The organism is Collinsella sp. LCP21S3_A3, from assembly GCF_052118905.1.
GTDB lineage: Bacteria > Actinomycetota > Coriobacteriia > Coriobacteriales > Coriobacteriaceae > Collinsella.
Genome location: NZ_JBQKGH010000001.1, coordinates 1 through 24671 on the forward strand (window position 1 = coordinate 1; position 24671 = coordinate 24671).

The 24671-nt window shown below is 58.3% G+C and carries 28 protein-coding genes, 1 tRNA gene and 1 pseudogene; 19 read left to right on the forward strand and 11 right to left on the reverse strand.

Annotation, left to right across the window (positions count from 1 at the left end; genetic code table 11):
• The 3 genes and pseudogenes from ACTQ0H_RS00005 to hisE all read left to right on the forward strand — a co-directional run.
• Positions 1-183, forward strand: a pseudogene (locus ACTQ0H_RS00005) (SIS domain-containing protein); the annotation flags it as partial.
• A gap of 262 nt (positions 184-445) precedes the next feature.
• Positions 446-1318: an ATP phosphoribosyltransferase regulatory subunit gene (locus tag ACTQ0H_RS00010; RefSeq protein WP_441537843.1), complete on the forward strand. Its 873-nt coding sequence runs from the start codon at positions 446-448 to the stop codon at positions 1316-1318.
• A gap of 3 nt (positions 1319-1321) precedes the next feature.
• Positions 1322-1639: a phosphoribosyl-ATP diphosphatase gene (hisE, locus tag ACTQ0H_RS00015; RefSeq protein ID WP_006235893.1), complete on the forward strand. Its 318-nt coding sequence runs from the start codon at positions 1322-1324 to the stop codon at positions 1637-1639.
• A gap of 110 nt (positions 1640-1749) precedes the next feature.
• Here hisE and ACTQ0H_RS00020 read toward each other — a convergent pair whose 3' ends face one another.
• Positions 1750-2661 carry a PHP domain-containing protein gene (locus ACTQ0H_RS00020; RefSeq protein WP_427718869.1) on the reverse strand — a complete coding sequence of 304 codons (912 nt, stop codon included), beginning with the start codon at positions 2659-2661 and terminating at the stop codon, positions 1750-1752.
• Between the two features lie 338 nt (positions 2662-2999).
• Here ACTQ0H_RS00020 and larC point away from each other — a divergent pair, with 338 nt between their 5' ends.
• From larC to ACTQ0H_RS00045, 5 genes are all read left to right on the forward strand, one after another.
• A complete protein-coding gene (gene larC, locus ACTQ0H_RS00025) occupies positions 3000-3485 on the forward strand; it encodes a nickel insertion protein (RefSeq protein ID WP_441048727.1) in 486 nt (161 codons plus the stop codon).
• Positions 3486-3544: 59 nt separating this feature from the next.
• Positions 3545-4093, forward strand: coding sequence for a phosphodiesterase (yfcE, locus tag ACTQ0H_RS00030; RefSeq protein WP_441547654.1), 549 nt, complete (start codon positions 3545-3547; stop codon positions 4091-4093).
• A gap of 2 nt (positions 4094-4095) precedes the next feature.
• Positions 4096-4956: a nucleoside triphosphate pyrophosphohydrolase gene (gene mazG / locus ACTQ0H_RS00035; protein ID WP_441547655.1), complete on the forward strand. Its 861-nt coding sequence runs from the start codon at positions 4096-4098 to the stop codon at positions 4954-4956.
• 168 nt (positions 4957-5124) lie between these two features.
• Complete coding sequence (locus ACTQ0H_RS00040) at positions 5125-5886, forward strand: hypothetical protein (RefSeq protein WP_441547656.1); 762 nt, start codon at positions 5125-5127, stop codon at positions 5884-5886.
• Between the two features lie 19 nt (positions 5887-5905).
• Positions 5906-6907, forward strand: a complete 1002-nt coding sequence (locus tag ACTQ0H_RS00045) for a Ppx/GppA phosphatase family protein (protein WP_441537838.1) — start codon at positions 5906-5908, stop codon at positions 6905-6907.
• A 152-nt stretch (positions 6908-7059) separates the two neighbouring features.
• Here ACTQ0H_RS00045 and ACTQ0H_RS00050 read toward each other — a convergent pair.
• Together ACTQ0H_RS00050 and ACTQ0H_RS00055 are read right to left on the reverse strand one after the other, a co-directional pair.
• A tRNA-Leu gene (locus ACTQ0H_RS00050) sits at positions 7060-7144 on the reverse strand.
• Positions 7145-7175: 31 nt separating this feature from the next.
• Positions 7176-7799, reverse strand: coding sequence for a hypothetical protein (locus ACTQ0H_RS00055; protein ID WP_154515083.1), 624 nt, complete (start codon positions 7797-7799; stop codon positions 7176-7178).
• A 163-nt stretch (positions 7800-7962) separates the two neighbouring features.
• Here ACTQ0H_RS00055 and ACTQ0H_RS00060 point away from each other — a divergent pair, with 163 nt between their 5' ends.
• Both ACTQ0H_RS00060 and ACTQ0H_RS00065 read left to right on the forward strand, forming a co-directional pair.
• Entirely contained in the window at positions 7963-8250 is a 288-nt protein-coding gene (locus tag ACTQ0H_RS00060) for a PTS sugar transporter subunit IIB (protein WP_441083303.1), read from the forward strand.
• Positions 8251-8261: 11 nt separating this feature from the next.
• Positions 8262-8636: a VOC family protein gene (locus ACTQ0H_RS00065; RefSeq protein ID WP_427718886.1), complete on the forward strand. Its 375-nt coding sequence runs from the start codon at positions 8262-8264 to the stop codon at positions 8634-8636.
• A gap of 294 nt (positions 8637-8930) precedes the next feature.
• Here the strand turns inward: ACTQ0H_RS00065 and ACTQ0H_RS00070 are convergent, their stop codons facing one another.
• From ACTQ0H_RS00070 to ACTQ0H_RS00080, 3 genes are read right to left on the reverse strand one after another with little or no spacing between them, the layout of a single operon-like run.
• On the reverse strand, positions 8931-10223 hold the full coding sequence (locus ACTQ0H_RS00070; protein ID WP_441547657.1) for a sensor histidine kinase: 1293 nt from the start codon (positions 10221-10223) through the stop codon (positions 8931-8933).
• Complete coding sequence (locus tag ACTQ0H_RS00075; RefSeq protein WP_441547658.1) at positions 10207-10992, reverse strand: response regulator transcription factor; 786 nt, start codon at positions 10990-10992, stop codon at positions 10207-10209. Before ACTQ0H_RS00075 ends, ACTQ0H_RS00070 begins: the two co-directional genes overlap by 17 nt.
• 18 nt (positions 10993-11010) lie before the next feature.
• Positions 11011-11553 carry a hypothetical protein gene (locus ACTQ0H_RS00080; protein ID WP_055252376.1) on the reverse strand — a complete coding sequence of 181 codons (543 nt, stop codon included), beginning with the start codon at positions 11551-11553 and terminating at the stop codon, positions 11011-11013.
• A gap of 359 nt (positions 11554-11912) precedes the next feature.
• Between ACTQ0H_RS00080 and ACTQ0H_RS00085 the strand changes: the two genes are divergently transcribed.
• The 5 genes from ACTQ0H_RS00085 to ACTQ0H_RS00105 all read left to right on the forward strand — a co-directional run bounded on the left by ACTQ0H_RS00085 (position 11913) and on the right by ACTQ0H_RS00105 (position 14554).
• Positions 11913-12674 carry a metallophosphoesterase gene (locus ACTQ0H_RS00085; protein WP_441547659.1) on the forward strand — a complete coding sequence of 254 codons (762 nt, stop codon included), beginning with the start codon at positions 11913-11915 and terminating at the stop codon, positions 12672-12674.
• A gap of 256 nt (positions 12675-12930) precedes the next feature.
• Complete coding sequence (locus tag ACTQ0H_RS00090; protein WP_409063533.1) at positions 12931-13107, forward strand: hypothetical protein; 177 nt, start codon at positions 12931-12933, stop codon at positions 13105-13107.
• A 119-nt stretch (positions 13108-13226) separates the two neighbouring features.
• Entirely contained in the window at positions 13227-13634 is a 408-nt protein-coding gene (locus ACTQ0H_RS00095) for a hypothetical protein (protein WP_441547660.1), read from the forward strand.
• Entirely contained in the window at positions 13621-13827 is a 207-nt protein-coding gene (locus ACTQ0H_RS00100) for a hypothetical protein (RefSeq protein WP_441547661.1), read from the forward strand. The genes ACTQ0H_RS00095 and ACTQ0H_RS00100 overlap by 14 nt, the downstream gene beginning before the upstream one ends.
• 283 nt (positions 13828-14110) lie before the next feature.
• On the forward strand, positions 14111-14554 hold the full coding sequence (locus tag ACTQ0H_RS00105; RefSeq protein WP_441547662.1) for a hypothetical protein: 444 nt from the start codon (positions 14111-14113) through the stop codon (positions 14552-14554).
• A 25-nt stretch (positions 14555-14579) separates the two neighbouring features.
• Here ACTQ0H_RS00105 and ACTQ0H_RS00110 read toward each other — a convergent pair whose 3' ends face one another.
• The 3 genes from ACTQ0H_RS00110 to ACTQ0H_RS00120 form a co-directional block, all read right to left on the reverse strand.
• On the reverse strand, positions 14580-14849 hold the full coding sequence (locus ACTQ0H_RS00110; protein ID WP_441547663.1) for a hypothetical protein: 270 nt from the start codon (positions 14847-14849) through the stop codon (positions 14580-14582).
• Positions 14850-15054: 205 nt separating this feature from the next.
• The gene (locus ACTQ0H_RS00115) at positions 15055-15438 is read right to left on the reverse strand and encodes a hypothetical protein (protein WP_441547664.1); all 384 of its coding nucleotides are present in this window, start codon (positions 15436-15438) and stop codon (positions 15055-15057) included.
• Between the two features lie 67 nt (positions 15439-15505).
• Positions 15506-15892, reverse strand: coding sequence for a hypothetical protein (locus tag ACTQ0H_RS00120; RefSeq protein WP_441547665.1), 387 nt, complete (start codon positions 15890-15892; stop codon positions 15506-15508).
• Between the two features lie 449 nt (positions 15893-16341).
• Between ACTQ0H_RS00120 and ACTQ0H_RS00125 the strand changes: the two genes are divergently transcribed.
• Entirely contained in the window at positions 16342-16737 is a 396-nt protein-coding gene (locus ACTQ0H_RS00125) for a (deoxy)nucleoside triphosphate pyrophosphohydrolase (protein WP_441048718.1), read from the forward strand.
• 36 nt (positions 16738-16773) lie between these two features.
• Here the strand turns inward: ACTQ0H_RS00125 and ACTQ0H_RS00130 are convergent, their stop codons facing one another.
• The gene (locus tag ACTQ0H_RS00130; RefSeq protein WP_441547666.1) at positions 16774-19833 is read right to left on the reverse strand and encodes a DUF3427 domain-containing protein; all 3060 of its coding nucleotides are present in this window, start codon (positions 19831-19833) and stop codon (positions 16774-16776) included.
• Between the two features lie 29 nt (positions 19834-19862).
• Between ACTQ0H_RS00130 and ACTQ0H_RS00135 the strand changes: the two genes are divergently transcribed.
• Positions 19863-20102: a hypothetical protein gene (locus ACTQ0H_RS00135; protein ID WP_441547339.1), complete on the forward strand. Its 240-nt coding sequence runs from the start codon at positions 19863-19865 to the stop codon at positions 20100-20102.
• Between the two features lie 85 nt (positions 20103-20187).
• Complete coding sequence (locus ACTQ0H_RS00140) at positions 20188-20913, forward strand: metallophosphoesterase (RefSeq protein ID WP_154515068.1); 726 nt, start codon at positions 20188-20190, stop codon at positions 20911-20913.
• A 15-nt stretch (positions 20914-20928) separates the two neighbouring features.
• On the opposite strand, the gene gluQRS is transcribed toward ACTQ0H_RS00140, so the two are convergent.
• Positions 20929-21939: a tRNA glutamyl-Q(34) synthetase GluQRS gene (gene gluQRS / locus ACTQ0H_RS00145; protein WP_441547340.1), complete on the reverse strand. Its 1011-nt coding sequence runs from the start codon at positions 21937-21939 to the stop codon at positions 20929-20931.
• A gap of 525 nt (positions 21940-22464) precedes the next feature.
• On the opposite strand from gluQRS, the gene ACTQ0H_RS00150 reads away from it, so the two are divergent.
• Entirely contained in the window at positions 22465-24408 is a 1944-nt protein-coding gene (locus ACTQ0H_RS00150; RefSeq protein WP_441547667.1) for a DUF2207 family protein, read from the forward strand.
• Positions 24409-24671: the final 263 nt, after the last annotated feature.

Here is a 24671-nt window from a genome sequence, read left to right on the forward strand (position 1 = left end):
GAGGACTACGTCATCATCGACACCGCCGAGTACGCGATCCCGGGCCTGGACGACGACTTCCGCGTCATCGTGTCGCCGTGGATCCTGTCCGTGCTGACCACCGACCGCCTCTCGCGCAACTACGAGCTGGTCACCAAGCACAACCTCAAGTACCGCCGCTACTACCACCAGTTCGACTACTAAGAGCTGGTCACGGGTCCGATATCTTGGCTGGTTGATATCTCAACCCTGCACAAGGGCGTCCGCAATTGCACGGGCGCCCTTTTTGCGTTGTAACAAGAGACCGCTGCTAATCGCTTGCCCTATGTTTCCAAATGAATACGCTGTGAGCCGAGGGGGACGGTTCTCCCCGCAAGCACTCTAGTATGCTAAAGTACCCAGAAGACCGGCGGAGCTATGCCGGTCTTTCGTTCTATATGAAACGCAGTATGAGGAGGCTCACCAGATGACGGCCACACCGTGGGGATTCCGGGACATATTGCCCGAGGAGGCTCAGGCACGCGAGGAGATCGCGTATACGGTGAAGGGCTGCTTCAGGGAGCATCATTACCTTCCGGTCGAGACGCCGCTGCTCGAGGACAAGGGTTCGCTCGAGGAGGGCGGCCGCATTGCGGACACGCCGTTTAAGCTCTTTGATGACGACGGCCGCCTGCTGGTGGTCCGTCCCGACAACACGCTGCCGATCGTGCGCCTGGTTTCGACCCGCATGCGTGCGGCCGATCTGCCCCTGCGCCTTCGCTACGAGGCGCCGGTGGTTCGCGAGTGCCAGCGCAATGCCGGTGGCTCGCGTCAGTTTACGCAGCTGGGCTTTGAGCTTATCGGTGTGGGCGATACCGCGGGCGATGTAGAGATTGTTTCGCTGGTGGCCGAGGCCGTGCGTAAGCTGGCGCTTCCCGATGCTCGTATTATCGCAGGTAGCGTGCGTCCTTTTAAGGAGCTGCTCGCGGCGTGCGAGGATCGCGAGCTGGCAGCCGAGGCCCTGCGCTGCGTGCATGCCAACGACTTTGTGGGCCTCGATGCCCGCGTGGCTGCCAGCACCGAGTCTGATGCCGTCAAGGCCGCCATTAGCGAGCTGCCGCGCCTGCACGGTGGTGCCGAGGTGCTCGACCGCGTGGACGCGCTGCTGGAGGCCGCCGGTATCGCCGCGCCGCCGACACGCGAGCTGCGTGCCCTGGTCGAGGGTTTGATAGCGACACGCTGCTGGTCAAGGTTGACTCGCCGGGTCCGGCCTGCCATACCGGCAACCGTACCTGCTTCTTTAAGAAACTCGCGTAGGGCGGGCGCTCGACCAGGCGCTTGGCCGACCAGAAAGGATTGAACCATGGGTGTGCGTACCGCAAATGTTCAGGATGGAAATATCGGCGAGACGCTAACGGGGCTGGCCGAGGTGATTCACGGTCGTCGCGATGCGTCGCCGCAGGAAAGCTATACCGCTCGACTGCTGACCGATGTGGAGGACGAGCTGCTCAAGAAGCTTGCCGAGGAGGCGAGCGAGGTGATCATGGCCTGCAAGGATAACGACCATGATCACATTCGCTACGAGGCTGGCGACCTGGTCTACCACCTGCTCGTGACGCTTGAGCGCTACGGCATTACCCTCGACGAGCTGGCCGGCGAACTCAACGCCCGCCGCCACTAGTCGTTAAAGAACGTCCCCGATGACCATAGAAGTTGCGGTGGAATAGTTCTTGTTAGACGGTCTTAGGGCTATAAATAGGAGCTATTTCACCGCAACTTATGAAGGGATGGCTAGGCGAGGGGTGTGGACTCCCATTCGCCGGTGGGGTGGGGGATGTCGAAGGTTCGGTAGCCGCAGTCGTAGGCATGGGCTTGGGCCTCGCGGATATTCCAGCAAATATCACAGGCGCGGTGCGCATCCGAGCCAAAGGTAATGGGCGCCTCAGCATGGGCAAAGCAGCGCAAAAGGCCGGTCGCGGGATAGTAGTCGTCGAGCCCCTTGCGCGGTGCGGCGGTCGAGACCTCAACGCGGCGGCCCGTATCGTGCGCACACTCGGCCATCTGCCGCCAAAACGGCGCGGGGTCAAAGTCGGGCGCAAAGCCTTCCTTCGAAAAGCGCATGACCAGGTCGGGGTGAGCCATCACATCAAAGTTGAGCGAGCTTTCGCAGGCGCGGCACCAGTCATCGACATAGCGCTCCCACACGCCGCGCACGCCTAAGTTTTCCCAAACGTGCAGGTTGGTGTCGTCGTCGATCCAGCCGCAGCGTGAGTCAGGCGTATCGGGGCGTGCGACGCCCTCTGTCCCCGTCGCGCCCGCAGCGCCTGCCATGATATTGCCCGGGTTACCAATCCAATGCACGCTGCCCAGGCGTACGACGGCGCCCCGGGACCAGCGCTCAACCAAAGGCTCGCAGCCTTCGTACCAATCGCACTCAAAGCCATAGACAAGCTCGAGCTCCGGCGCAATCTGCGCGGCAAGCTTGCGGGCATCCTCAAAAGCCAGACGATGCGCCGGCAGGTCGCCCTCGACAACCTGCACCTCGCAGGTGGCATCCATGCTGGCAGGCAGGGTAAGGTGATCGGCCGAGACCATGGTGCGGCAACCGGCCGCAGCAGCGGCGCGGACGTTGTCTTCAAACGAGGCGTGTCCGTCCGAGAACGAGGTGTGAGTATGGCAATCGACTAGCGGGCAAGCAGGCATGGCGGCTCCTTTGCGTCAAGCGAATCTGCTCCATTGTAACGGCGCGGCCCCCAGTGCGATGTGCGCGCCGGGGGCCGAAATCGACTGGAAAGGACGGGCGGCGCATAAGGGCGGGCTCGCGACATCGGCCTTGCTTCGAATCATGTACCTCAGCCTCCAAAACCGACAAAAAATGACATGTTTGGAGGCTGATGTACATGTTTGGCCGAGGCGGTGGAGTGTCGGTTCTTGCAGACAAGGAAAATCGCGCTCATCGCGCGCCGCCACACTTGCGCCGCTCGCGATGTGCTAGCGTTTGGGTGAATAAAACGAGCCCGTGCGGAAAGGAGCCGGACCGTATGCAACGTGGAACTACATCTCCGCTGTCCCGCGAGACCGATGCGCCCGAAACCATCGTCAAGCTGGAGTGCGACATCGACGACGCGTCGCCCGAGGTGCTCGCCTACGCCGCCGACCGCCTGCGCGAGGCCGGCGCGCGCGAGGTGCACTGGCTGCCCCTCTATTGCAAGAAAGGCCGCCCTGGCTGGCAGTTGCAGGTAATCTGCACCCACGAGGATATCGAGCGCCTGCAGACGATCATCTTTTTGGAAACCACGACCAATGGCATCCGCCGCCAGGTTATGGAGCGCGTTTGCCTGCCGCGCTACTTTGAGCGCGTAACGACGCCATGGGGCGAAGTGTCCGTCAAGGTGGCCACCTTGACGGACGGCAGTGAGCGCGCGGCGCCCGAGTACGAAGACTGCGCCCGCCTTGCCCGTGAGCACAATGTGCCGCTCCAACGCGTGATGCAGGCGGCCCAGAGCGCGGCACTGCGATTTGAATAACGCGGCTGGTGGCGACATTCCGCGCCCGGCCACGTCAACCCCACCCCGAAAGGACCTCCATGAAATACCTCATCGCTTCTGACATCCACGGCTCGGCATATTGGACCGAGCGCCTCTGCGCCGCCATCGAAGCCGAGCAGCCCGACCGCATCGTCCTGCTGGGCGACCTGCTTTATCACGGTCCGCGCAACGACCTGCCGCGCGACTACGCTCCCAAGCGCGTGATTCCGTTGCTCAACGCCCTGGCCGACCGCATTATCGCGGTGCGCGGCAACTGCGACGCCGAGGTCGACCAGATGGTTCTCGGCTTTCCCGTCATGGCGGACTACGCCACGCTGTTCGACGAGACCGGCCGCGAACTGTTCCTGACGCACGGCCACGTCTTTGGCGTCGGCATGCACAACAGCGTCGATCACGCGCCCGCGCTGCCCGAGGGCTCCGCGCTCGTCTACGGCCACACGCACGTCAAGGTCAACGAGGAAAGCACCGCACACCCGGGTCTGTGGCTCTTCAATCCCGGCAGCGTGAGCATCCCCAAGGACGGCACGCACAGCTATGGTATCTACGAGGGCGGCGCGTTCCGCCATGTGATCATGGAGGAGGACTAACCATGGCCGAGCACATGGCTCAGCAAAATGCCGAAGGTTCGCGCGACCTGTCCACGCTGGTCGATGCATCGGCCGAGTTACAACATCTGGTACAGACTATCTGGCGCCTGCGTCAGCCCGACGGCTGCCCGTGGGATCGCGAGCAGACGCACCAGAGCATTGGCAAGAACATGATCGAGGAGGCCTACGAGGCGCTCGACTGCATCGAGGCAGATGACGCGGCCCATCTTCGCGAGGAGCTGGGCGATGTGCTCATGCAAGTCGTGCTGCATGCGCAAATTGCGGCGGACGCCGGCGAGTTTACGCTGGCCGACGTGGCGCGCGATATCGACGCCAAGCTCATTCGCCGCCATCCGCACGTGTTTGGCGATGTGGATGCCGACAGCTCCGACGAGGTGCTCAAGATTTGGGACGAGGTCAAACTTGCCGAGAAGGCTGCCAAGGACCAGGCCGTGGCGGCGGGTGAGGCTGCGCCCGAGGGCCTGCTCGACGGCGTGCCCACGCATCTGCCGGCGCTGATGCAGGCTCAGAAGGTTTCGCGCAAGGCGGCTGCCGTGGGCTTTGAGTGGGAGACCGTCCAAGATGTGTGGGACGAGGTCGCCGAGGAACGTGCCGAGTTTGAGGCCGAGGAACCCGGCTCGCCCGAGCGCGAGATGGAGTTTGGCGACCTGCTCTTTGCCCTGGTCAACGTTGCGCGCAAGGAGGGCATCGACGCCGAGAGTGCCCTTCGTGCCAGCACGGCAAAGTTCCGCCGCCGTTGGGCCGCGATGGAGCAGATGGCGGCCGACGCCCATGTTGATCTTGCCGAGCTTTCGACCCACGGGCTCAACGACCTGTGGGATGCCGCAAAGGCAGAGGAGTAGGACACGGTGTTGGTCGGCGGGGCGTAAGGGCGGCGCCCCGTCGACTTGCCCGTTGGCGACCACGCGCGCTCGAGTAATGGATTTGTCCTACGGCTCGTCCGGCTGGTCCGTCCGCGTGCTATAACTAAAGGACTTAGCGCAAACAAACCTCAACCGCACAAGGCGCACATGGATCAGATTTACGACAACAGGTACTATTCCGCCGGTTCGCGCGAACCGTCACCTCGCCGTGCGCATTCGGTGCAGCTTGGCGGGTCTGGTTATGCTGGCACTGATCGCTCCAGGTATAGCTCGCCGGCGACTTCGCATCCCAATGCTCAGCCAAATAGTTCCTCGGACAGTCCGGTGCGCCCATCGCGTTCCAAGCATGCGTCGCGCCCTTCGACCCAGGCGTCCGACAAGCCGCGCCGTCCCTCAAGCCGTCTTTCGGGCTCGGACTTTATGCACTACGCCAACGATAACGCGGTGGTCAAGGCAATCTATGATTTTACCCACGGTCCCCAGCGAGGGCTGTTTGTTGGCATTGTCGTCGCCCTGGCGCTCGTGAGCCTGTACTTCCCCGTGCGCGACCTGTATGTGGCAAAACGCTCGAGCGACATCTTGGCCAAGCAGGTCGAGATTCGCGAGCAATATAATGACGACCTGCAAAAAAGCGTCGACAAGCTGCTCTCGGAGGAGGGCATTAAGGACGCGGCGACCGAGGACCTGGGTCTGGTGATGCCCGGCGAGAAGAGGATTGAAGTGCAGGGCCTGGACGACGATTCCGATACCTCGTCGAGCAAGAAGTCGTCGAACGCCAAGAAGGCCAGCGAAGTTGCCAAGGAAATCGAAGAGGTCGGCAAGGACGCGCCGTGGTACATCCAGACGCTCGACATGCTGTTTGGATTTAACGGCGTCGAGGGCCAGGCAGTCGTGTCCAATGGCGAGTAGCGCCCGGAGGGGGGCCGCAATGACGAATTGCAAACGATATAAGGTGGCGGCGATTGACCTGGGAACGGTGTCGTCGCGACTGGTGCTGGCCCAGGTCGAGGACGGGGCGATCGTGGAATCGTCCAAGCATACCGAGATTACCGACTTGGGCGAGGGCGTGGACGCAACGGGGCGCTTTTGTGAGGCGGCCGTTGGGCGCGTGCTCGCTGCGTGCCGAATGTTTGTGGACGAGGCCCGTGCCTTTGGGGCCGCGTGCATCTGCACCACGTGCACGAGCGCCGCGCGCGATGCGTCCAATGCCGCGCTGCTGCTGGACGGCCTGCGCGAGCTGGGGCTCGAGCCGCAGGTGATTCCGGGCGAGGTCGAGGCGCGCCTGACGTTTTTTGGCGTGGCGCACGACTTTGCCGGCGAGCGCATCATTGTTGCCGATTCGGGTGGCGGATCCACGGAGCTCGCGACGGGCGTCTATGCGCCGGAGCGTGGGGTCTTTGCGCTGGAGGGAACGCGCTCGCTGGACATCGGTTGTCGCCGCGTGACGGAGCGGTTTTTCTCGGCGCTGCCGCCAACGGGCAGCGAGCTTGCCGCCGCTGGCGCGTGGGCAAACGAGCAGTTTGCAGGCTACTTTAAGAGCTTGCCTGTCGACTTTGAGCGAGCCGAGCGCCTGGTCGCGGTGGGTGGCACCGTCACCACGCTCGTTGCGCTCGTTCACGAGCTGGAGCCGTATGATTCGAGTTTTGTGCACCTGCGCGAGCTTTCGCTGGACCAGGTTTCGGCCGCTATCGGGCGCATGTCCTCGCTGGATGTCGCGGGCATCGCTGCGTTGCCAGGCGTGCAACCCAAGCGTGCGGGCGTGATCCTGGCTGGTGCTGTGGTGATTCGCGAGCTCATGCGAGCCGGCGGCTACGACGCGCTCACTGTAAGCGAGAACAGCCTGCTCGCCGGAATGGCCGCCACCATCAACGAGGTTCTCGACGGCGCGACCCCCACCATCGCCTGGACCCCCAGCCTCAGCGTCCTTTAACCATCCCCTCATAAGTTGCGGTGAAATAGTTCCTAAATGGGCTGATAAACTGCCAAAACAGGAACTATTCCACCGCAACTTCTTAGAGGCTTGACGGTGTCCAAAAGAAGCGAGCCCGCATTCCAAAGGGACACGGGCTCGTAAACAATACGTGGTAGGGGCGGTGGGACTCGAACCCACAATCCTTGCGGCGAGAGATTTTAAGTCTCCTGCGTATGCCAATTCCGCCACGCCCCCGTAAGATTAGAAGTCTAGCACAAGCCGTCCGTTACGCGTTGACGGCCATCGAGTGTTGGCCCGACTTCTCGAGGAACTCTTGGAACTTTGCCTCGTCGCCCTTGTTTTGGTACTGCAGGGCCAGCAGGTACTCCAGTCGGCAGCGCTTGACCGGGTCGTTGCCGACATCCTCGAGCATGCGCTCCAGCTCGGGAATGTCGTTGTGGCGCTTGAGGATCATCGTGTCGTACATCAGCTGGCATTCGTGCGCGACTGCCTCGGCTTGGCCACCCTCAAAGCCCTTGATCTCGTGCAGCAGCTCCTTGGACTTTTTGCGGTCCTCCTGGCCAACGTAGTAGTTAAAGGCCTTGATCACCAGATCGACGCGCTGCATCTTGGGCAGGTTGAGCCCCAGCAGCAGGTCAAACATCTCGTCGGCGCGCTCGTGGTCCTCGCGCAGCAGATAGGAGTTCAGGCGCAGGTAGTCGCGGTTGTAGCGCGGGTACAGCATGCTGGTGAGTTTGCCGTCGAGCAAACGATCGAACTCGTCCCACTGTTTGGCGGCCATGAGCCGCTGCAGGCGTTTAAACGTGGTGCGTTTTTTGATGCTAAAGAGCAGCGACACGACGATACAGATGACAACGACGACGGTCCAGAGTGTGCGGGAATCGGGCATATTGAGCTCCTCGGTCGCTCGTAAAACAAGCGGTATGACAAAACGTACTAGATGTATTATACGCAGCGTGCAAGCAAACTGGCACAAAAGTGCATCGAGGCCGAGCGCCATCGCTCGCTGCGGTACACTTACCTAAAGTAAACCATGAAGGGAGACATTACCTATGAAGAAGATCGTTTTGGCTTGCGGTGCTGGCGCTGCTACTTCCACGCTCGTTGCCCAGAAGGTCGCCACCATGCTCGACGCCAACGGTTACGCCGGCAAGTATGAGATCGTGCAGTGCGCCATTTCCGAGGCCAAGGACGTTTGCGACGAGGGCGCCGACCTGCTGATCGCTACCACCGTTGCCCCCGAGGGCCTCACCTGCCCGTACGTGAGCGGCGTGCCCTTTATGACCGGCATGAACCGCGTCGCTGCCGAGAAGGCCGTTCTCGACGTCATGGCTCAGTAGACGCTGCCTGTATGAACGAGCAGAACGCCAACCCGGTCGAGCTCTTTGGCATGCGCGTTGCCCATGTGGGCATTAACGCCACCGACCCGGCAGACGCCCTGGAGATCGCGGAGCTGTTCTCGACGATGATGGGCCTGCCCGTCAGCGAGACCCCGATTTCGTACTTTAACGACTCGCTGGTCGAGATCATGAAGCAGAACGGTCGTGGCGCCAAGGGCCACATAGGCTTTGCCGTCAACGACATCGATGCTGCCGAGAAGTGGTTTGCCGAGCACGGGCTCGAGGTCAACGAGGAGTCGCGCGTGCTGCTGCCCGACGGCGGCACCAAGCTTGTGTACTTTAAGCGCGAGTTCGCCGGCTTCGCCGTGCACCTGTGTCGCGAGTAGCGCGCAAGCTGCTATAACGAAAAAAAGGGATAGGGCCGCATGGCCCTATCCTTTTTTATGCCGAGGGGTCGACCTTTTGAGGGGACATGAAATCGGGGTCTAATACTTTTCCCGAGAAGTGAACGAGCAGAATTGGACCCCCGAAGCATCGACACTTTGAGGGTACCGTTTCCTGCGGTTTTAATGCTGGAATCCTGCGACTTTCCCGTCGAAAAATGTGGATGCTTCAGGGGTCCAAATACGCTCGTTCACTTCTCTGGAAAAGTATTAGACCTCGATTCACGAGGGGGCTTCCTACCGTGGCAGGCGAATCGTAAAGCGGCTACCGACGCCCTCGACCGAGGTCACGCCAATGGCGCCGCCATGGCTATCGACAATCCACTTAGCAATGGCAAGCCCCAGGCCCGAGCCCTGCGCGCCGGCATCGCGTGCGTTGTCGGCGCGGTAGAACCGTTCAAACGCGTGAGCTGCGGACTCCTGGTTCATACCGATACCCTCGTCCTCAACACTTATGTCGATCGCGCCCGTGCCCGTATCGGGAGTTATGGCAAACGTGACGGTCGTTCCCGCGTTCGAATACTTGGCGGCGTTCTGCACGATCACGCGCAGAGCCTGCTTCACAAGCGCCACGTCGACAGGTGCGTCGCAGCGCGGATCGTTGGCAAATGCAGCGTCAAAAGCCAGCCGATACGTGTGCGCGGCGTCGATCATCTGCGATTCCTCGCACACCTCGCCGACCAGTGCGGCCAGGTTGGTATGCGCACGCCGCAGGACCGTGCGCCCGGCATCGCCGCGTGCCAAAAACAGCAGCTGCTCCACGAGCTCCTGCATATGCTCGCTTTCGGCCTTGAGGGACGCGATGGATTCCGCCAGCACGTCCGGGTCGTCTTTGCCCCAGCGGTCGAGCATGTTTACGTAGCCCTGAATCACCGCGATGGGCGTTCGCAGCTCGTGGCTTGCATCGTTGACAAAGCGCATCTGCTGCAGCTTGGCCTCTTGCATCTGGCGCAGCAGCCGGTTGAGCGCGACCTCGATGCTTGCCAGGTCGGCGTCGCCGGTGGTGACGCTTGGCGAGTCGACACTCGCGCGCTCGATGGCCTGCTCCAGTGTTTCCATCTTGCCGCCGGAGAGTTGCATGCGGCCGAGTTCGTCCACGCGCAGGGCCAAGTCGTTGAGCGGCGCCATGGTGCGACGCACGTGCCTCGCGCCGCCGAGCATGTTGAGCACGCTGATGACCTGCCAACCTACAACGACAAGGTAGAGAGGCCATAGCGCGACGAGGTCCTGCGCGAGAGGGAAAGTCTTGGTGGTAGCAAGTTCGACGGTATAGGTGAGCGTTGTCAGGTCCCAGTCGCGCGTGGGCTTCAGCGACATGCCGTGAACGGCGGCGCTGGGGATCCATCCTGCGGTAAACGCGCTGTCGGGCAGCGTCTGGTTGTATCCATAGACGAGGATCGCCGCTGCAATCACCATCAGCAGCAGATCGAGCCAGACGTAGCTCATCAGGCGGCGCCATATATAGCTCCAGTTGATGGCGCGGGCGATGGAGGTGACACGCTTGGCCTCGGCGTTACGCACGGCAGACATAGCCCACCCCGCGCACGGTCTGGATGATGCGGGCGCCGCCGGCATCCTCGATCTTGGCACGCAGGTGCGCGATGTGCACGTCGACGTTGTTGGTGTCGCCCACGTATTCGTAGCCCAGCGCCTCGTGCGCGATGCGCTCGCGTGTGAGCACGGTTTCGGCATGTGTCATAAGCAGGGCGAGAACGTCGAACTCGCGGGCCGTGAGCGCGATGGGCGAGCCGCCGACCGTGACTTCGCGGCGGTCGGGGTCGAGCACGACCGAGCCCACGGTGAGCGCGGCGGGGGAGGGCGCGACGGAAGCCTTGGTCGACTCGCTGACCGGGGGCACCGCAGCGGCGTCGCCGCCCGCGCCGCCCGCCATGCCCGCCCCAGCGCCGGCGCCGCCAACGCCCGAAGCCGCCCGCACGGCCTCCGCGCGCTTCAGCGCCACGCGAATCCGTGCGAACAGCTCCTCAATCGCAAACGGCTTGGTCAGGTAATCGTCGGCACCGGCATCGAGGCCGGCCACCTTGTCCATCACGGCATCGCGCGCGGTAACCATAATCACCGGCACATCCTTGTGCTTGCGGACACGCCGCAGGACCTCCATGCCGTTGAGCTGTGGCAACAGCACATCGAGCAGAATCAGATCGTAGTCGCGCTCCAGTGCCAAGTCCACGGCGGTGCGGCCGTCGGCGGCGTGCTCCACCTGGTAGCCCTCGTGCTCCAGCTCGAGCGTCACAAAGCGGGCGATTTTCTCCTCGTCCTCTACGATCAGGATCTGTGCCATGTGTGCCCCCGTCTGCGATTACTTGTCGTCGTTCAGGTTTTGCTTGATGTCGTCCGCGGCGTCGGCGGCGTGATTCATAAGGTTGTTGATGCTGCCGGGCACGTCGCCGTCGCTATCGATGCGGTAGCGCATGCCAAAGAACAGGCCAATCAGCATGAGCCATATCGTGGCGCCCCAGGCAAACAGGGCGACGATGGGGATCAGGATGGGGATGTTGAGGATGATGGCGTCGCGGCGCGTGGCGATAAACTTGGTGTCCAGGCTCAGGCGGAAGAGCTTTTTGAGGTACTCCCACACGCTGTCCATCTTCTTGGAAAAGTCAGTCTTTTCGCTCGACTTCTCGTAGGCTGCCTGCGCGGCGACCATCTCGGCCGAGGGTTCATCGACCGGCTCGGATTCGGTGGCGGCGTGCGCCGATGTGGTCTGGGTCTTGCCTTGCGACTCGAGCCAAATGATGGCGTCCAAAACGTTGCCGTCGGCGGCGTCGAGCGCGGCCTTGGCATCGGTGTAGCTCACGTTGCACTTGGTGCGGATGGTTTCAACTTTTTCGAGGTCGTCCATGACCTGTCCTTTCATTCGATGGGCGCGACGTCGGGCGATCTGCCCGGGCGCGAGCGTTGCGTTCGCGATCTGCGTTGCGCGGCGCCGCCCCGCCCTTGGTCGAACTTTATAGTGCAGGTTATAGATTAAGCGATTCTTGAGCCAAGATTAATGTTGGATGAGTTTTTGGGTGGGGCCGAGGCCAAGCGCGCGGGGCGCCCGGAGCTCAGGCGTAAATTTGTGTCCGCACGGCGAGATATACTTTTAACCATGTTGAGGGGCGTGACAGGACAAGGTTGACCGGCGCCCGCGAAATCAGAGGGGCCGCCGCGCCGCATGGCTCAAACGAGCGGGACCCTGACGCAAACAGGAGGTCATACGTGCATATCTACGCTATGAGTGACATTCACGGATGCTTGGACGCCTTTAAAGCGTCGCTTTCCACCATCGACCTCGAGACCGAGGACTCCAAGCTGGTCCTGTTGGGTGATTACTGCGACCGAGGTTCCGATTCGCTCGAGGTCTTCGAACTCGTCATGGACTTGCAAAAACGTTACGGCGATCGCGTCGTGGCGCTGCGCGGCAACCACGAGGAGATGCTCCTCGAGTACATTGATGAGGTAAACGATTCTAATTTTACGCAGGCATGGATACTTGCCGACAGCAATCTGGCAACGGCCAAGAGCTTCCTAGATGCCGAGGCATTCAAGCACGTTAAGCACCTTTTGAGGCTCAGGGAGTTCGAGGAGGCCTACGGCTTTACGGTTGAGCGTATAAAAGCCGAGCACGCGGACGTCATCGCGTGGGTTCGCAAACTCCCTTACTTTTACGAGAGCCCCTTTGGCCAGGTTTTTGTGCACGCCGGCGTTGACGAGGAAGCCGGCGAGTACTGGAAGCTCGGCACGCCTGACGTGTCATTTGTCACGATGCCGCCCGATTACGTGGGGCATAAGTTCTATCTGGATGTTATCGCCGGGCATATCAACACCGAGGCGGTCTCGGGCATTGCGGGCTACCGCGGTATCTGGCATGACGGGGCCAGCCATTACTACATTGACGGGAACGTCATGAAGCATGGCGAGGTCGCAGTGCTGAGCTACGATTCGGAAACGGGGAAGTATGGCGGCCCCGGGTTGGAGTAGACTGGCGGGCGATTGGCTCGCGGATTGTCTGCGTGGGCTCGATTCGGGGCTTGGGCTGCGCCTTTGACGTTAACGGGATGTGGAAGCACCGAGAGGGCTGCTTCCGCGGAAACGATCGTCGGGGCTTCTTTTACCCAGTGACATAAGGCTTTTATTTGGCTAGCTTTTTGGTCGACTCGACCATCAATTAAAAAAAGAACTACGCTAACTTATAATTATGGAACTGTGAGAGGCATCTGAAAAAGGTGGCTATAAGATGGATGACAAGCGTATTTTAATCATTAACGGCAAGACCGAGGACCAGATAATCGAGCAAATTATCGGTCTAGTGAATGATGATGATGAGCTAGGAGACATTCTAAAATCATATGAGGAGTCTCCTGGACTTAACGAATTAATAGAGAACATGTCTGCCTTCTTCACCGTCCAATAGAAAACTGCTTTTATACGTAGGCCAGGGATAAAGCTGGTGCCAGCTTGGGGCAAGAACGATGAAATTGTTTTCCCGCACAATGTCAAAGGCGTTGATTATAAATTGAAGGTGCAAATCAAATGAAGATTAAAGAATTTGGCTCTCATATTATTGATATGTATGCTGATGGTTTTGATGAGGATGTACTGAATACAGAATTTTCAAAATCTGGTTTTGAGGAGTTTCATAAAAATCACGGTAATAAGTACTTATTGGTCAATTTAATTGATAGTACCGATGATGACCAAATTATTACAACTTTTGATATGTCTGGTACGTTTCCAAATGATGATGGCGATTTAATGACAAGGTATACTCCTACTGGAGCTTATGCTATTGGACCTGCAAAACGAAGGAATATCTCTGCCGAGCGTACTATTGAGGTAACAATTTGGGTTACTCACACATTTGATTATATCAATTTCTTTGAAAATAATGTTGACGTAAAACCGTTGTACAAGAGGGACGTATTGTATGAAGAGGATTAATATCGCAATCGATGACAGGACTGGAAAGTATTTCGTTCCTGACGATTTACCAAATGATGATTATTACTATGATGAAGATGATCAGTTCATCTCAAACCGTAAAACTTTTGATACAGTAGACAATTTCATTCATTATGCTAAATCTGTGAAACAGGATATTGCAGAAAATGGTGTGCCGGAAAAGGTTTACTAACCGGTTCGTTTGATTACTAGCTATATCGGCACTGCGATTCACAATACGGCATTGCCAAAGAACGCCTTTCTCGGAAGGTGCCCCATAGGGGGCAATTGTGCGGGGCACATATGCAGGAATCGTGTCCGGACGAGAACGTACAATCGTCTCGAAAGGCGGTTATTGGGTCGTTCAAGGGAAAAGACCTATCGGGTACCTGAGGAATGGCTTTGAAGCATGAGCGCGTCTACGCGACGGTAAAACCTGATGGCCGATAAGCATTCCAATTGCTGGAAGGATTCAGATGAATCAAGGAGAACACGAAATTACTTGCCGGGAGTTTGCCGAGCTTCTTGAAAGCAGGGAGGCGCATTATCCCATCTCGGACCGCTACGTTCTTGAAGTCCACGACTCTCCCGACAAGAGCGGAGACAACGAGCGCGAGCATATGATCATCTGGTTCAATGATAACGAGACGACGGGCAGCGGCTCATTTTCTCGGAAAAAACCCAATAAGAGTGCGCGGAGGTGCTACGGGTACCTCGGCAACGCCGCATCGCTCCTTTGGATTGCCGAGTCGATGGGCTTACCGGGAGATACCGTGCAGCGCGCCTTCGATGCCGCTGAGCCTGCGGGCCGTGCGGGTTCTCACAAAACGGCCTGCGCCAAAATCCGCAAGATTATTCCTTGGAATGAAATTCAGGGACGAGCGGCAGCGCTGCTTGCCGACGCGAATGATTCCCGATAGCCATCGTCAATCATTCGTCGCATTTTCACATCCCAGCAATGGCATTGCCTTCAGGCTGATACGGACTTACATGGGAGGCCGCATCGAAGAATTCCATATCGAGCGCCCTCACCTCGCAGGATGTGCGGTTGCGCTTGCGGATCACGTAGTCGACTATGGGGTCCGTGAATGCGTGGCCGTCGATGAGGATGGTCTTCTGGGTCTGGAATACCTTGGCGAACCCCTTCGCGCCGGTGTCCTTCTTGCCGTGCCCTTCGACGCAGCAAGAAGGACACCCGCCCGCGCGGACAAGCACGGCTATGCACGGGCAAACGAGCGCGCGTGCGTTACCGGCCCCGGGTTGGAGTAGGTTTGCGGGCGATTGGCTCGTGGATTATCTGCGTGGGCTCGATTCGGAGTTTGGATTGCGCCTTTGACATTAACGGGATACGGAAGCACCGAGAGGGGTACTTCCGCGGAAAGGATCGCCGGGGGTTCTTTTGCCCAGTGACATAAGGTTTTTATTTGGCTAGCTTTTTGGTCGCCTCGACCAGCGCGTCCTTTATCCAGGTCATCATGGCCTCAGAGGTGTAGTCTCTGCCCTTAATGACGTTTAGTGAGAGGCTGCTTTTCAGTTGCAGTTTTCCTTCGCCTAAATCTCCTTTATCGTATGTGATGGGGTACGGGTAAAGGCAATGGCATTCGTGCCGATCGTCGCTCAAGGCATGAGCGACGTCAAGGAACGCGAACAGAGAGATGAGAGCGTACCATTTCTGATCCAAAATGTTCTCGTCTATAACAAAAGGTTTAAGAGGGTCGACTTGCGCGATTGTATTGCCGCTGTCGTCAAACTGGTAGTGGTAATACATTCCATCAGGGTAGTCCTTAAGCCTGAGTTTGAGCACGCAATAGAAGGCAGCGTTTTCGGGGAGGCCTTCCGTCCTAGTATTTGTTAGCCTACCTAGGTGTTTTTTATCGTCTGTTGTAGACCGTCATGTTCCAGGAGTTTTCCCGCGCATCATTGCGCATTTCATTTCTGAGGGCGCGCATCTTTTTGAAAGGGAGGGCCTTTACATCGGAATTGCCGAACTTGGAAGAAGCGGTTTCTTTGAGAATGTCTTTGATTTCATCGGTCTCGGTATCGCTAAGTTCATTCAACGTGCAAATGGTCTGGCCTAGCATATAAGCCGAATCGGCACTGCCATTTTTTGAAATGCTATCGTAAGAGCCATTGCACCAGCCAATAAAGTCTTTGACATCTATCGGGATGGTGCTAAAAGTTCCGGAGGCAGAAGCGCTGTGGGAGCAGCTGAAAAAGGCCTGAATGTCGTTCGGGCCGGCGAGCTTGACTTCATTCACTGAGTATTCCTTTTCATCAAGAAACACACCTCATTATTAATACGCATTTTGATGACGATGGCTAGAGGGCGCCAACGCTAGCGTGGTCTCAAAGAAGGAGAAAATCGGACGCTCGGAACGGTTAAAAATCGAGGTGGAATACTTTTCCCGAGAAGTGAACGAGCAAAATCTGACACCCCGATGCATCCACACTTTTAAGGCGCCGTTTCTTGTGGTTTCGTTGCTTGAATCCTGCGGTTTTGGCACCAAAAAGCGTGGATGCTTCGGAGGTCTCAAAATAATCGTTCACTTCTCAGGAAAAGGATTACATCTCGATAGTGGAGGATGTTGACCAGGTAACAAATAGACGGCAAAGGCTGGCCCTGTCGTCAGTTTTCAGGCGACTGGGACATGGCGGGCGGTTGATCACCTATACTGGTTGGGCTCAACTGGAGAGGTGATAACTAGTTATGAAATCAATCAATGTTGCAGCAGCGGTTATTCAGAAGGACGGAAAAATTCTGAGCTGCCAGCGCGGCTATGGCGAGTTTAAAGACGGCTGGGAATTTCCGGGCGGCAAGCTCGAGCCGGGCGAGACCGGCGAGCAGGCAATTGTGCGCGAGATTCAAGAAGAGCTCGAGGTCACGATCGGTAACCTCGACTATCTTTGCACGGTCGAACACGATTACGAGACGTTCCACCTGTCGATGCAGTGCTACCTAGCTACCATTCTTTCGGGGGAGTTCAAAGAGCATGCTCACGAGGATATGAAATGGCTTGATACCAATAACCTGTGGGATGTCGATTGGCTTCCGGCAGACGTTAAAGTCGTTAAGGAGCTCGAAAAGAAACTCGGGCTTATGTAAGAAAGGGGCGGGCGCCACATGGCGGCCGCCCCTTTCTTACTCGGCCTCGCTCAAATCGCTGAGCATAAACTCGTAGATGTCCTGTCGTACAGGCACATTGAGCTCATATTCGATTTCAACGGCGTTGTCGCCGCTCTTAGTTTTAATAGCTTCGAACTCACCGGTCGGATGCATTTCGCCTAAGAAATAGAACTCCTTGCCACCCTTATCGTCCTTATTCTTTCGCATAAACAAATACGTCTTCAGGCCGTTTTCCGGCCATACCTGCAGTCGCAGAATCTCGGGAGAGTTGAGCGTACGGTTGCCCTTGGAGATTGCGATAAGCTTGCTCGGCGAAACAAAGCGATCTTCATACTGAATTGACTCACTAATGTCGGGCGCCTTGTCATAGTTAATAAACACAGGGAATGTATTGGTCTTTTCGTCGTAAAAATAGCCGCCAAGATTTTGGCCGTTGATGTTCTTTTCCCAGTTCATCAAGCGGCAAACCTCTTCGTACGTGTACTTGGCGTTGAGAACGAAATTTGTGTTTTCGTACGTCTCGGCATAGTCGAGTCGGTTGCGCGCGATACCAAAATCCAGCACCTCAAGAATCTGACGTTTGAACTCTGCGTTGCGCAGGGCGGTCGCAAACACTTCGGTCAGACGAGGTCCGGTTCCATCGTCAATGAGCAGGGAAACGAAATCCTTAGGAGTGGCAAAGTCGCCCTTAAGGACTGCGATTGCCGACCTAACGGCGCTGTCCTTAAGCTGTGCGCGGTAGTTCCTAAGCGCAGCCTCGCGCATATGCCGGTAGCCCTCGTGTCCGGCTTCGACGAGCGTTTGAAGCAAATAGAGGTCTTCGAATCGCTTGCCCGCGGCAAGTTTTTGAGAAATAAATTTGAGAATCTTGGTTTGATCAGAGGAAAATTGAACCGTGTAGTCCGGCTCGTATTTGGAAAGAAATGCGTGGTAGGACCCTAGGCCGCTATTCTTGAAGATAAGCAGCGGATCGATGGAGCCGTTACGATCAAATTCGAGCAGCGAGGGAATCTTGCCGAGTCTTTGGCGCAAGTCGAGATATTCGTTTTTCAAAAACCTGACGGAGGTGAAATCGCCGCCGTCGATGGCCTTGTAAATGCGTGCCTCGGAAATACGATCGAAGCTCACGGTCGAGCATCCGGGGATCGCCGAATCGCCCTCTTGAACAAGACGGCGCAGGCGGTCTTTGTTATATGTCTTGTCACCCGAAAGCGCGATGGGCACCAGGAAGTTGCTCTGGTAGTTGCCAATAAAGTCGAGCACCAGTGCGTATTCCTTACCATCATTCAAGCGCAAACCTCGTCCGAGCTGCTGAATAAAGATGATTGCGGAGTCGGTGCGTCGAAGCATGATGATTTGATTGAGCGAGGGGATGTCGACGCCTTCGTTCATGATATCGACCGAGAAAATGTACTCGAGCTCGCCGGCTTCAAGTCGGCTGATTGCGGCATCGCGGACCTCATCGGGATCTTGACCGCTAATCGCAACCGTTCGGTATCCGAGAGCGTTGAATTTGCGTGACAGTTCCTTGGCCTCGGCGTTTCGATTGCAAAAAATTAAGCCCCTGCGATTGCTTTTGGTGACGCTATATTCTTCGATCTTCTCGGTGATATGACGCACGCGCTCGTCGGACGTCAAGCGCCCGAACAGGGCGATATCTTCGACCGTTTCGTCGTCAACCTCCAGATCGTGAATGCCAAAATAATGGAAGGGGGCAAGCATCTCCTCGGCCAAAGCGTCCTGCAGCGTGATCTGGAACGCGATGACGTGATTGAAAAGAGCAAAGACGTCATAGCCGTCGGTGCGATTGGGTGTAGCGGTCATGCCCAGATAAAACCGAGGCGTAAAGTGAGACATGATGGATTGGTAACCCTGGGATCCCGTGCGGTGGGCCTCGTCGATGACGATGTAGTCGAACTCATCGGGACGGAAATCGCTCAGATGTTTGGCGACCGAAGAACACATGGCAAACACGCAGGTAGCATTGCTTATATTCTTGCCAGTTTGATAGGTGTCGAACGTATAGGTACTACCTAAGAGGCGTTCGTAGCTTGCGCGGGAGGCGTCGATAATGCGCCGGCGGTGCGCAAGAAAGAGGACGCGCCGGGGTTTAGTTGCGAGCACGTCGAACGCCGAAAGGAAGGTCTTGCCGGTGCCGGTTGCCGAGACCAGCAGGGCGCGGGTCTCGCCCTTGCGGTGGATTACGCCGAGCGCCTCAAGGGCGCGCTGCTGCATTTTATTGGGCTTGATTTCTTCGAGGTCATTCTGCACCGGCGTTTCCGCAGATCTGAATGTCGGTTTCGATTTGGGCTTTGGCGGACGTGCCGATCGATATGCGGCATAGTTCTCAATCCAGTCTTGGGAAAGCAAAACGGTTGAGGTGTCGTTCCACAACGAATTGAACTCGCCCCTCAGTTCGCCGAGTAAGCGGCTGTTCTCGACAGTCTGATACAGCACGTTCCATTCTTTATTACAGGTGAGGGCGGTCTGCGTCATGTTCGAGCTGCCGATGATGACCGTGCTGGTTTCGCCCTTATCAAAAATATATCCCTTGGCATGCAAATTACCTTGGAATACGCGAACTTCCATGTTGTCGTATTCCAGGAGCTTGCGAAACGCATCGGGTGAGTTGAAGTTGAGATAGGTGGACGTGAGCAGCCTGCCCTTAATGCCACGCCGTTTGAGCTCCTGGAACGCCTCGACCAGGATTTGAAGACCGCCGTCTGCAACAAACGCTACGCAAAAGTCAAAGGAGCTGCAGGTTGAGAGCTGCTCTTTGATAACGGATAGTAGTGTTCCGCCTGTCGCCTTCGAGTTGGCGATGAGCTTGGGTGAATCGTTCTCGCGTGCAAGCGAGTCGAATTCAATATCAATCTGCTGCTGCGTAGTCATCCCGGCCAAACCTTTCGAAAGACTATGTTGGCGCCAGGATAACAGATCGATCGTTCGTGTTTTGGGCATATGACGGTATTGATTGTCGGCTTTGGTCTGAGGGGCGCGGTTTCTCCATTGATGTCCGCACGGCATGTGACACTTATCATGCCGCCCTGCTCTGCCGCGGCGGCATGTACCCAAACAACGGCCCTCTAAGGAGTCCGATATTGATGAGTGATAACACCAAGCATCTCGCAAAGAAGTGCGTTAAGGACGCGGGGCCGTGCCTCGCGCTGTGCGTGGTCGGCGCAGCGGTCGCGCTGTTGGCTGTTCTGGGACCATTCGACGTGCTCCGAAGTGCCGGTTCTCTGCGCGTTTGCATGGCCCTTGCCGGCGCTATGATGACCGGCGGCGTGCTCGATCTGATTTTTTGGGTGCTTGATCCGTTTGGATGGAGGAACGAGGGGTAAGTCCTAAGGGATGGAAGGGCTGGAACGGTTGGCTTAGTGATCGTGCAGAATGTGGGCTAGCTACTTACGGGGAAGCGGTGATCCGATGACGGTCTATGTGACGGGCGATATTCACGGCGGCCTCGACATGCAAAAGCTGCGCGACTGGGATCTTGGGGATAGTCTGACGAGCGACGACCATCTGATTGTCGCGGGCGACTTTGGCTTTCCGTGGGATTTCTCCGCCGAGGAGTGCGCCGACATCGCTTGGCTGGAGTCGCGTCCCTATACCGTGCTGTTCGTCGACGGCAACCACGAGCGTTTCGATCACTGGGCGGAGCGTCCCATGGAGCTGTGGCACGGTGGGCTAACGCAACGCCTGTCGGATACCTCTCCCATACGGCGCCTGACGCGCGGCGAGGTTTTTGAGCTCGACGGCTCAACGATCTTTACCATGGGCGGCGCCACGAGCGTGGATAAGGAATACCGCATTCCCTATTCCAGCTGGTGGCCACAGGAGCTGCCGGACGAGCGCAACTTTGAGGAGGCGCGGACAAAGCTCGACAGCGTGGGCTGGAAGGTTGACTACGTGGTCACCCACACCTGCTCTACGCGCATGCTTTCGCCCACGCTCTATCCGGGGCCTGGCTGGAATTGCCCCGATGTCGACCGACTTACAGCATTTTTCGATGAGCTGGAAGACCGCTTGGATTACAAGCGTTGGTACTACGGGCATTTTCATCGGGATGCCAACCCTGCCGAGCGCCATACCGTGCTCTACGACTGCATCGTTCGCTTGGGCGACGAACTCCAGCCCTGGGACGTTGCGTAGGGGCGAGGTATTTGGCTACTCGGCCGTTACGGTGATGTTCTCGCGGTGCGCGCGGATGACATTCCAGCTAAAGTGCTCGACCAACTGCTCGGCAGAGCGCGACGTGGTGTCCGGCGCGATGCCCGTTTGCCCGGCGAGCCATCCCAGCAGTGCCTCGGGCGTGCCAAAGCGTGCGCGTAGCTCGCCCAGGTCCAGATCGCGGTCGCGCTTGGAAAGGCGGCGGCCGTCCGGCGACATGAGCAGCGGAATGTGCGCGTAATGCGGCGTGGGAAGTCCCAGCAGATGTTGCAGGTAGATTTGGCGGGGCGTGGAGCCCAGCAGGTCGCATCCGCGCACGACCTCGGTGACGCCCATGGCAGCGTCGTCGACCACCACGGCTAGCTGGTAGGCAAAAACGCCGTCGCTGCGGCGCACCAAAAAGTCGCCGCACTCGGTGGCGAGTGCCTCGCATTGGGCGCCGTACGTACGGTCCACGAATTCGATCACGTCGCCGGCGAGGTCATCGACGGTAGGCACGCGCAGACGCGTGGCCGGGGCGCGCAGAACGCTGCGGCGGGCGATCTCTTCGACAGAAAGGTTTCGACAGGCGCCGCGGTAGATGGGCGTGCCGTCGCTGGCATGCGGCGCGCTCGCGGCGTGGAGTTCGGCACGCGTACAAAAGCAGGGATAGGTGAGGTCGACGTCATTCAGCCGGCGCAAGGCGCTTTCGTACAGGTCCAGACGATCGTGCTGGTAGTAGGGGCCTTCGTCCCACTCAAGCCCTAGCCAGGCCAGATCGTCAATCAATTGAGCGGCAAGTTCCGGGCGCTTGCAGCGATCGTCCAGGTCCTCGATGCGCAACACGATGCTGCCGCCCTGGCTGCGGGCCGAAAGCCACGAGCACAGGCAGCTGAACACGTTGCCCAGGTGCATGCGGCCCGAGGGCGACGGGGCAAAACGGCCTACGACAGGTACGGGAACGGAGGCGGGCGGCGTTGTTGGCGCGTTCGCGGCGGGCGTTGCTATGTTGCGTGCGTTGATATCCATGCGGACGAGTATAGCGCGGGGCGCGATGGGGAGGCGTCACTGTGGTCCGCAAGTTGTCGAGGCCCCGCATTGCGTATGGTGGGCCGCAGGCTCGGTGCTTTGATTCCTGTCGATCAGCTCAGTACCTTAGACAACAGAAACCCCGGCAGCTCTTCGCAACTGCCGGGGTTTCCGCGGAAAAGGGGGACATGATCCTCGAGCGAACGGCAAAGGGGCAAACCAGTTTCGCTCAACTGCTTTATGCCCCTCGGCTGACGGCTCAATCAGCGCGTGCCGCGCCCACACAAAGCTGCTACACCTGTGACGGAGCTGTGAAGTGGTATCTATTGCTGGCGCGGGCCATGCCAAGGGTGTCCCTCATGACTAGTCATTTAAGAACGTCCCCAATGACTACCCAATGATTAGCTGCTGGCGGCAGGCATGACTTTCATCCCGTTTGGCGCTCCGGTCGCCTAGATGTTCGTCATGTGTACCCGCAAACGTGGGACAATGGCGCTGTTGGTTTTACAGACAAAGGATGTGCCTATGAACGCCCCCGTTGCCAATGCTTGTCGGCAGCGCTGCCCGTTTGCGCGATTTGCTTCCATTTGCGCACTCGTCGCGTGCGTGCTGCTGCTGTTGCCCGCCGTTGCACGTGCCGACGGGTATTCCATGACCCAAACCTATATCGGTGCCACGGTTGAAGCCGATGGGTCGCTGACCGTTGTCGAGGGACGCCAGTTTGATTTCGACGACGACATCAACGGCGTGTATTGGGATATCAATACGGGCACCAACCAGCAGGGTGGTACGGCGGGTGTCGACGTGCTGAGCGTCGAGGAAGATGATGCCGCGTTTAGCAGGGTTGACTATGCAAACAAAGGCGACAACGGCGTCTATACGGTTGAGCAGTCAGACGGCGGCGTAAAGATCAAGGTGTTCAGCCCCCACGAGAGCGGCGACAGCGCGATCTATTACGTGAGCTACACCATGACCGGTGCGGTTATGAACTGGTCCGATACCGCCGAGCTCTACTGGAAGTTTGTGGGCGACGGCTGGTCTGCGGACTCCGATGACGTCGAGATGGAAGTTTACTTCGCAAATGCCGCTGCCGGAACGGCGGCCGTCAAGGGCGATAACTTCCGTGCATGGGGCCACGGTCCGCTCACGGGCGACGTGTCGCTCGACGCGGACGAGCCCATGGTCACCTATACCATACCCTGCGTGCATCAGGGCGAATTCGCCGAGGCGCGCATCGCCTTCCCCAGCGATTGGGTGCCGCAGCTCGCCGCCTCGGGCAAGGAACGCATGTCGACAATTCTGAGCGAGGAGAAGGCGTGGGCCGAGGAGGCCAACGCCCGCCGCGCTCACGCCCGCATGATCGCCAATGCACTTGCCGTGGTTAGCGTTGTCGCGGCGGTGGCCTTTACCGGCACGATCGTCGTGCTCAAGTTGCGCAAGCGCAAGCCCAAACCGCTGTTCCAGGACGAATACTTCCGCGACGTGCCCTCGGCCGACCATCCCGCCGTGCTTTCGGCCCTCATGAGCTGGAACGAGGTGCCCGATCAGGCATATATCGCCACGCTCATGAAGCTCACCGACGATCGCGTGATCAAGTTAGAGGAGGCAATCGCGACCAAGGGCAAGAAGGGCCTGCTCCATCGCGAAAAAGAGGAACAGACGTATCGTGTGACGGTGAGCGATGCGGGCTGGAAGTCGGCCAAGGGCATTGACCGCATGGTGCTCAAGGTCTTCTTTGCCGGTGCTAAGCCCGACGAGAACGGCGATCGCTCGCGCACGTTTGACGAGCTGCAACACTATGTTAAGCAGCACGCTACGCCCGTGGGCGACAAGCTCAAGGACTATCAGAGCACCGTTAAGGGCAAACTGGCCGATAGCGAGTACGTTGCCTCGGACGGCATTGTCGCAATGGTGTTTTGCCTGGTTCTTGGTACTCTGATCGCCTTTGTTCCCGTGGGATCCATCTTCTTTACCGACGGCGCACAGGTGAACATTGTCGCCGCGGTTATCTCGGTGCCGATTGTGCTGGTGGGTATTGGCGTGGGCCTTACGTTCCGCCGCCTTACGCCGGAGGGCGCCGAGGTGGCGGCTCGCTGCAAGGCGCTCAAGCATTGGCTCGAGGACTTCACGCGTCTAAAGGAAGCCGTCCCCGGCGATCTGGTGCTGTGGAATAAACTTCTGGTGATGGGTGCGGCGCTGGGCGTTTCCAAGGAAGTTCTGCGTCAGCTTGCCGAGGCCGTGCCGCCCGAGGTGCGCGAGGCCGACGGCTTCTACGACAATTACCCCTGCTACTGGTGGTACTACCATCACTACGGAAACCAGTCTCCGCTCGATTCGTTCGATGGCGTGTATCACGAGAGCATCCGTGAGCTGGCTTCGAGTTCCGATAGCTCGAGCGGCGGCGGCGGTGGTGGCTTCTCGGGCGGCGGGGGCGGCGGCGTCGGCGGAGGCGGCGGCGGAACGTTCTAGCGGTCCTAAATTATGGGATGGGCTTTTCTCGGCAGCCGTCGGGGAAAGCCCATCCCCTTTTTATGCACCAAAATGCGCCGATCTTTTACTTTTGCCCACCGCTATTTGCAGACTCCTCTATAGGGTGATGCCAGCGAGGGTTTCGGCGACTCTTTTGTTCAAGACTGTCCCCGGCGACTAGTCATTTAAGAACGTCCCCAACGACTAGGTGTGGTTGCTGCCAAGGAGTGTCCCGGGGTGCCGGCACAAAGGGGACGTCCCTA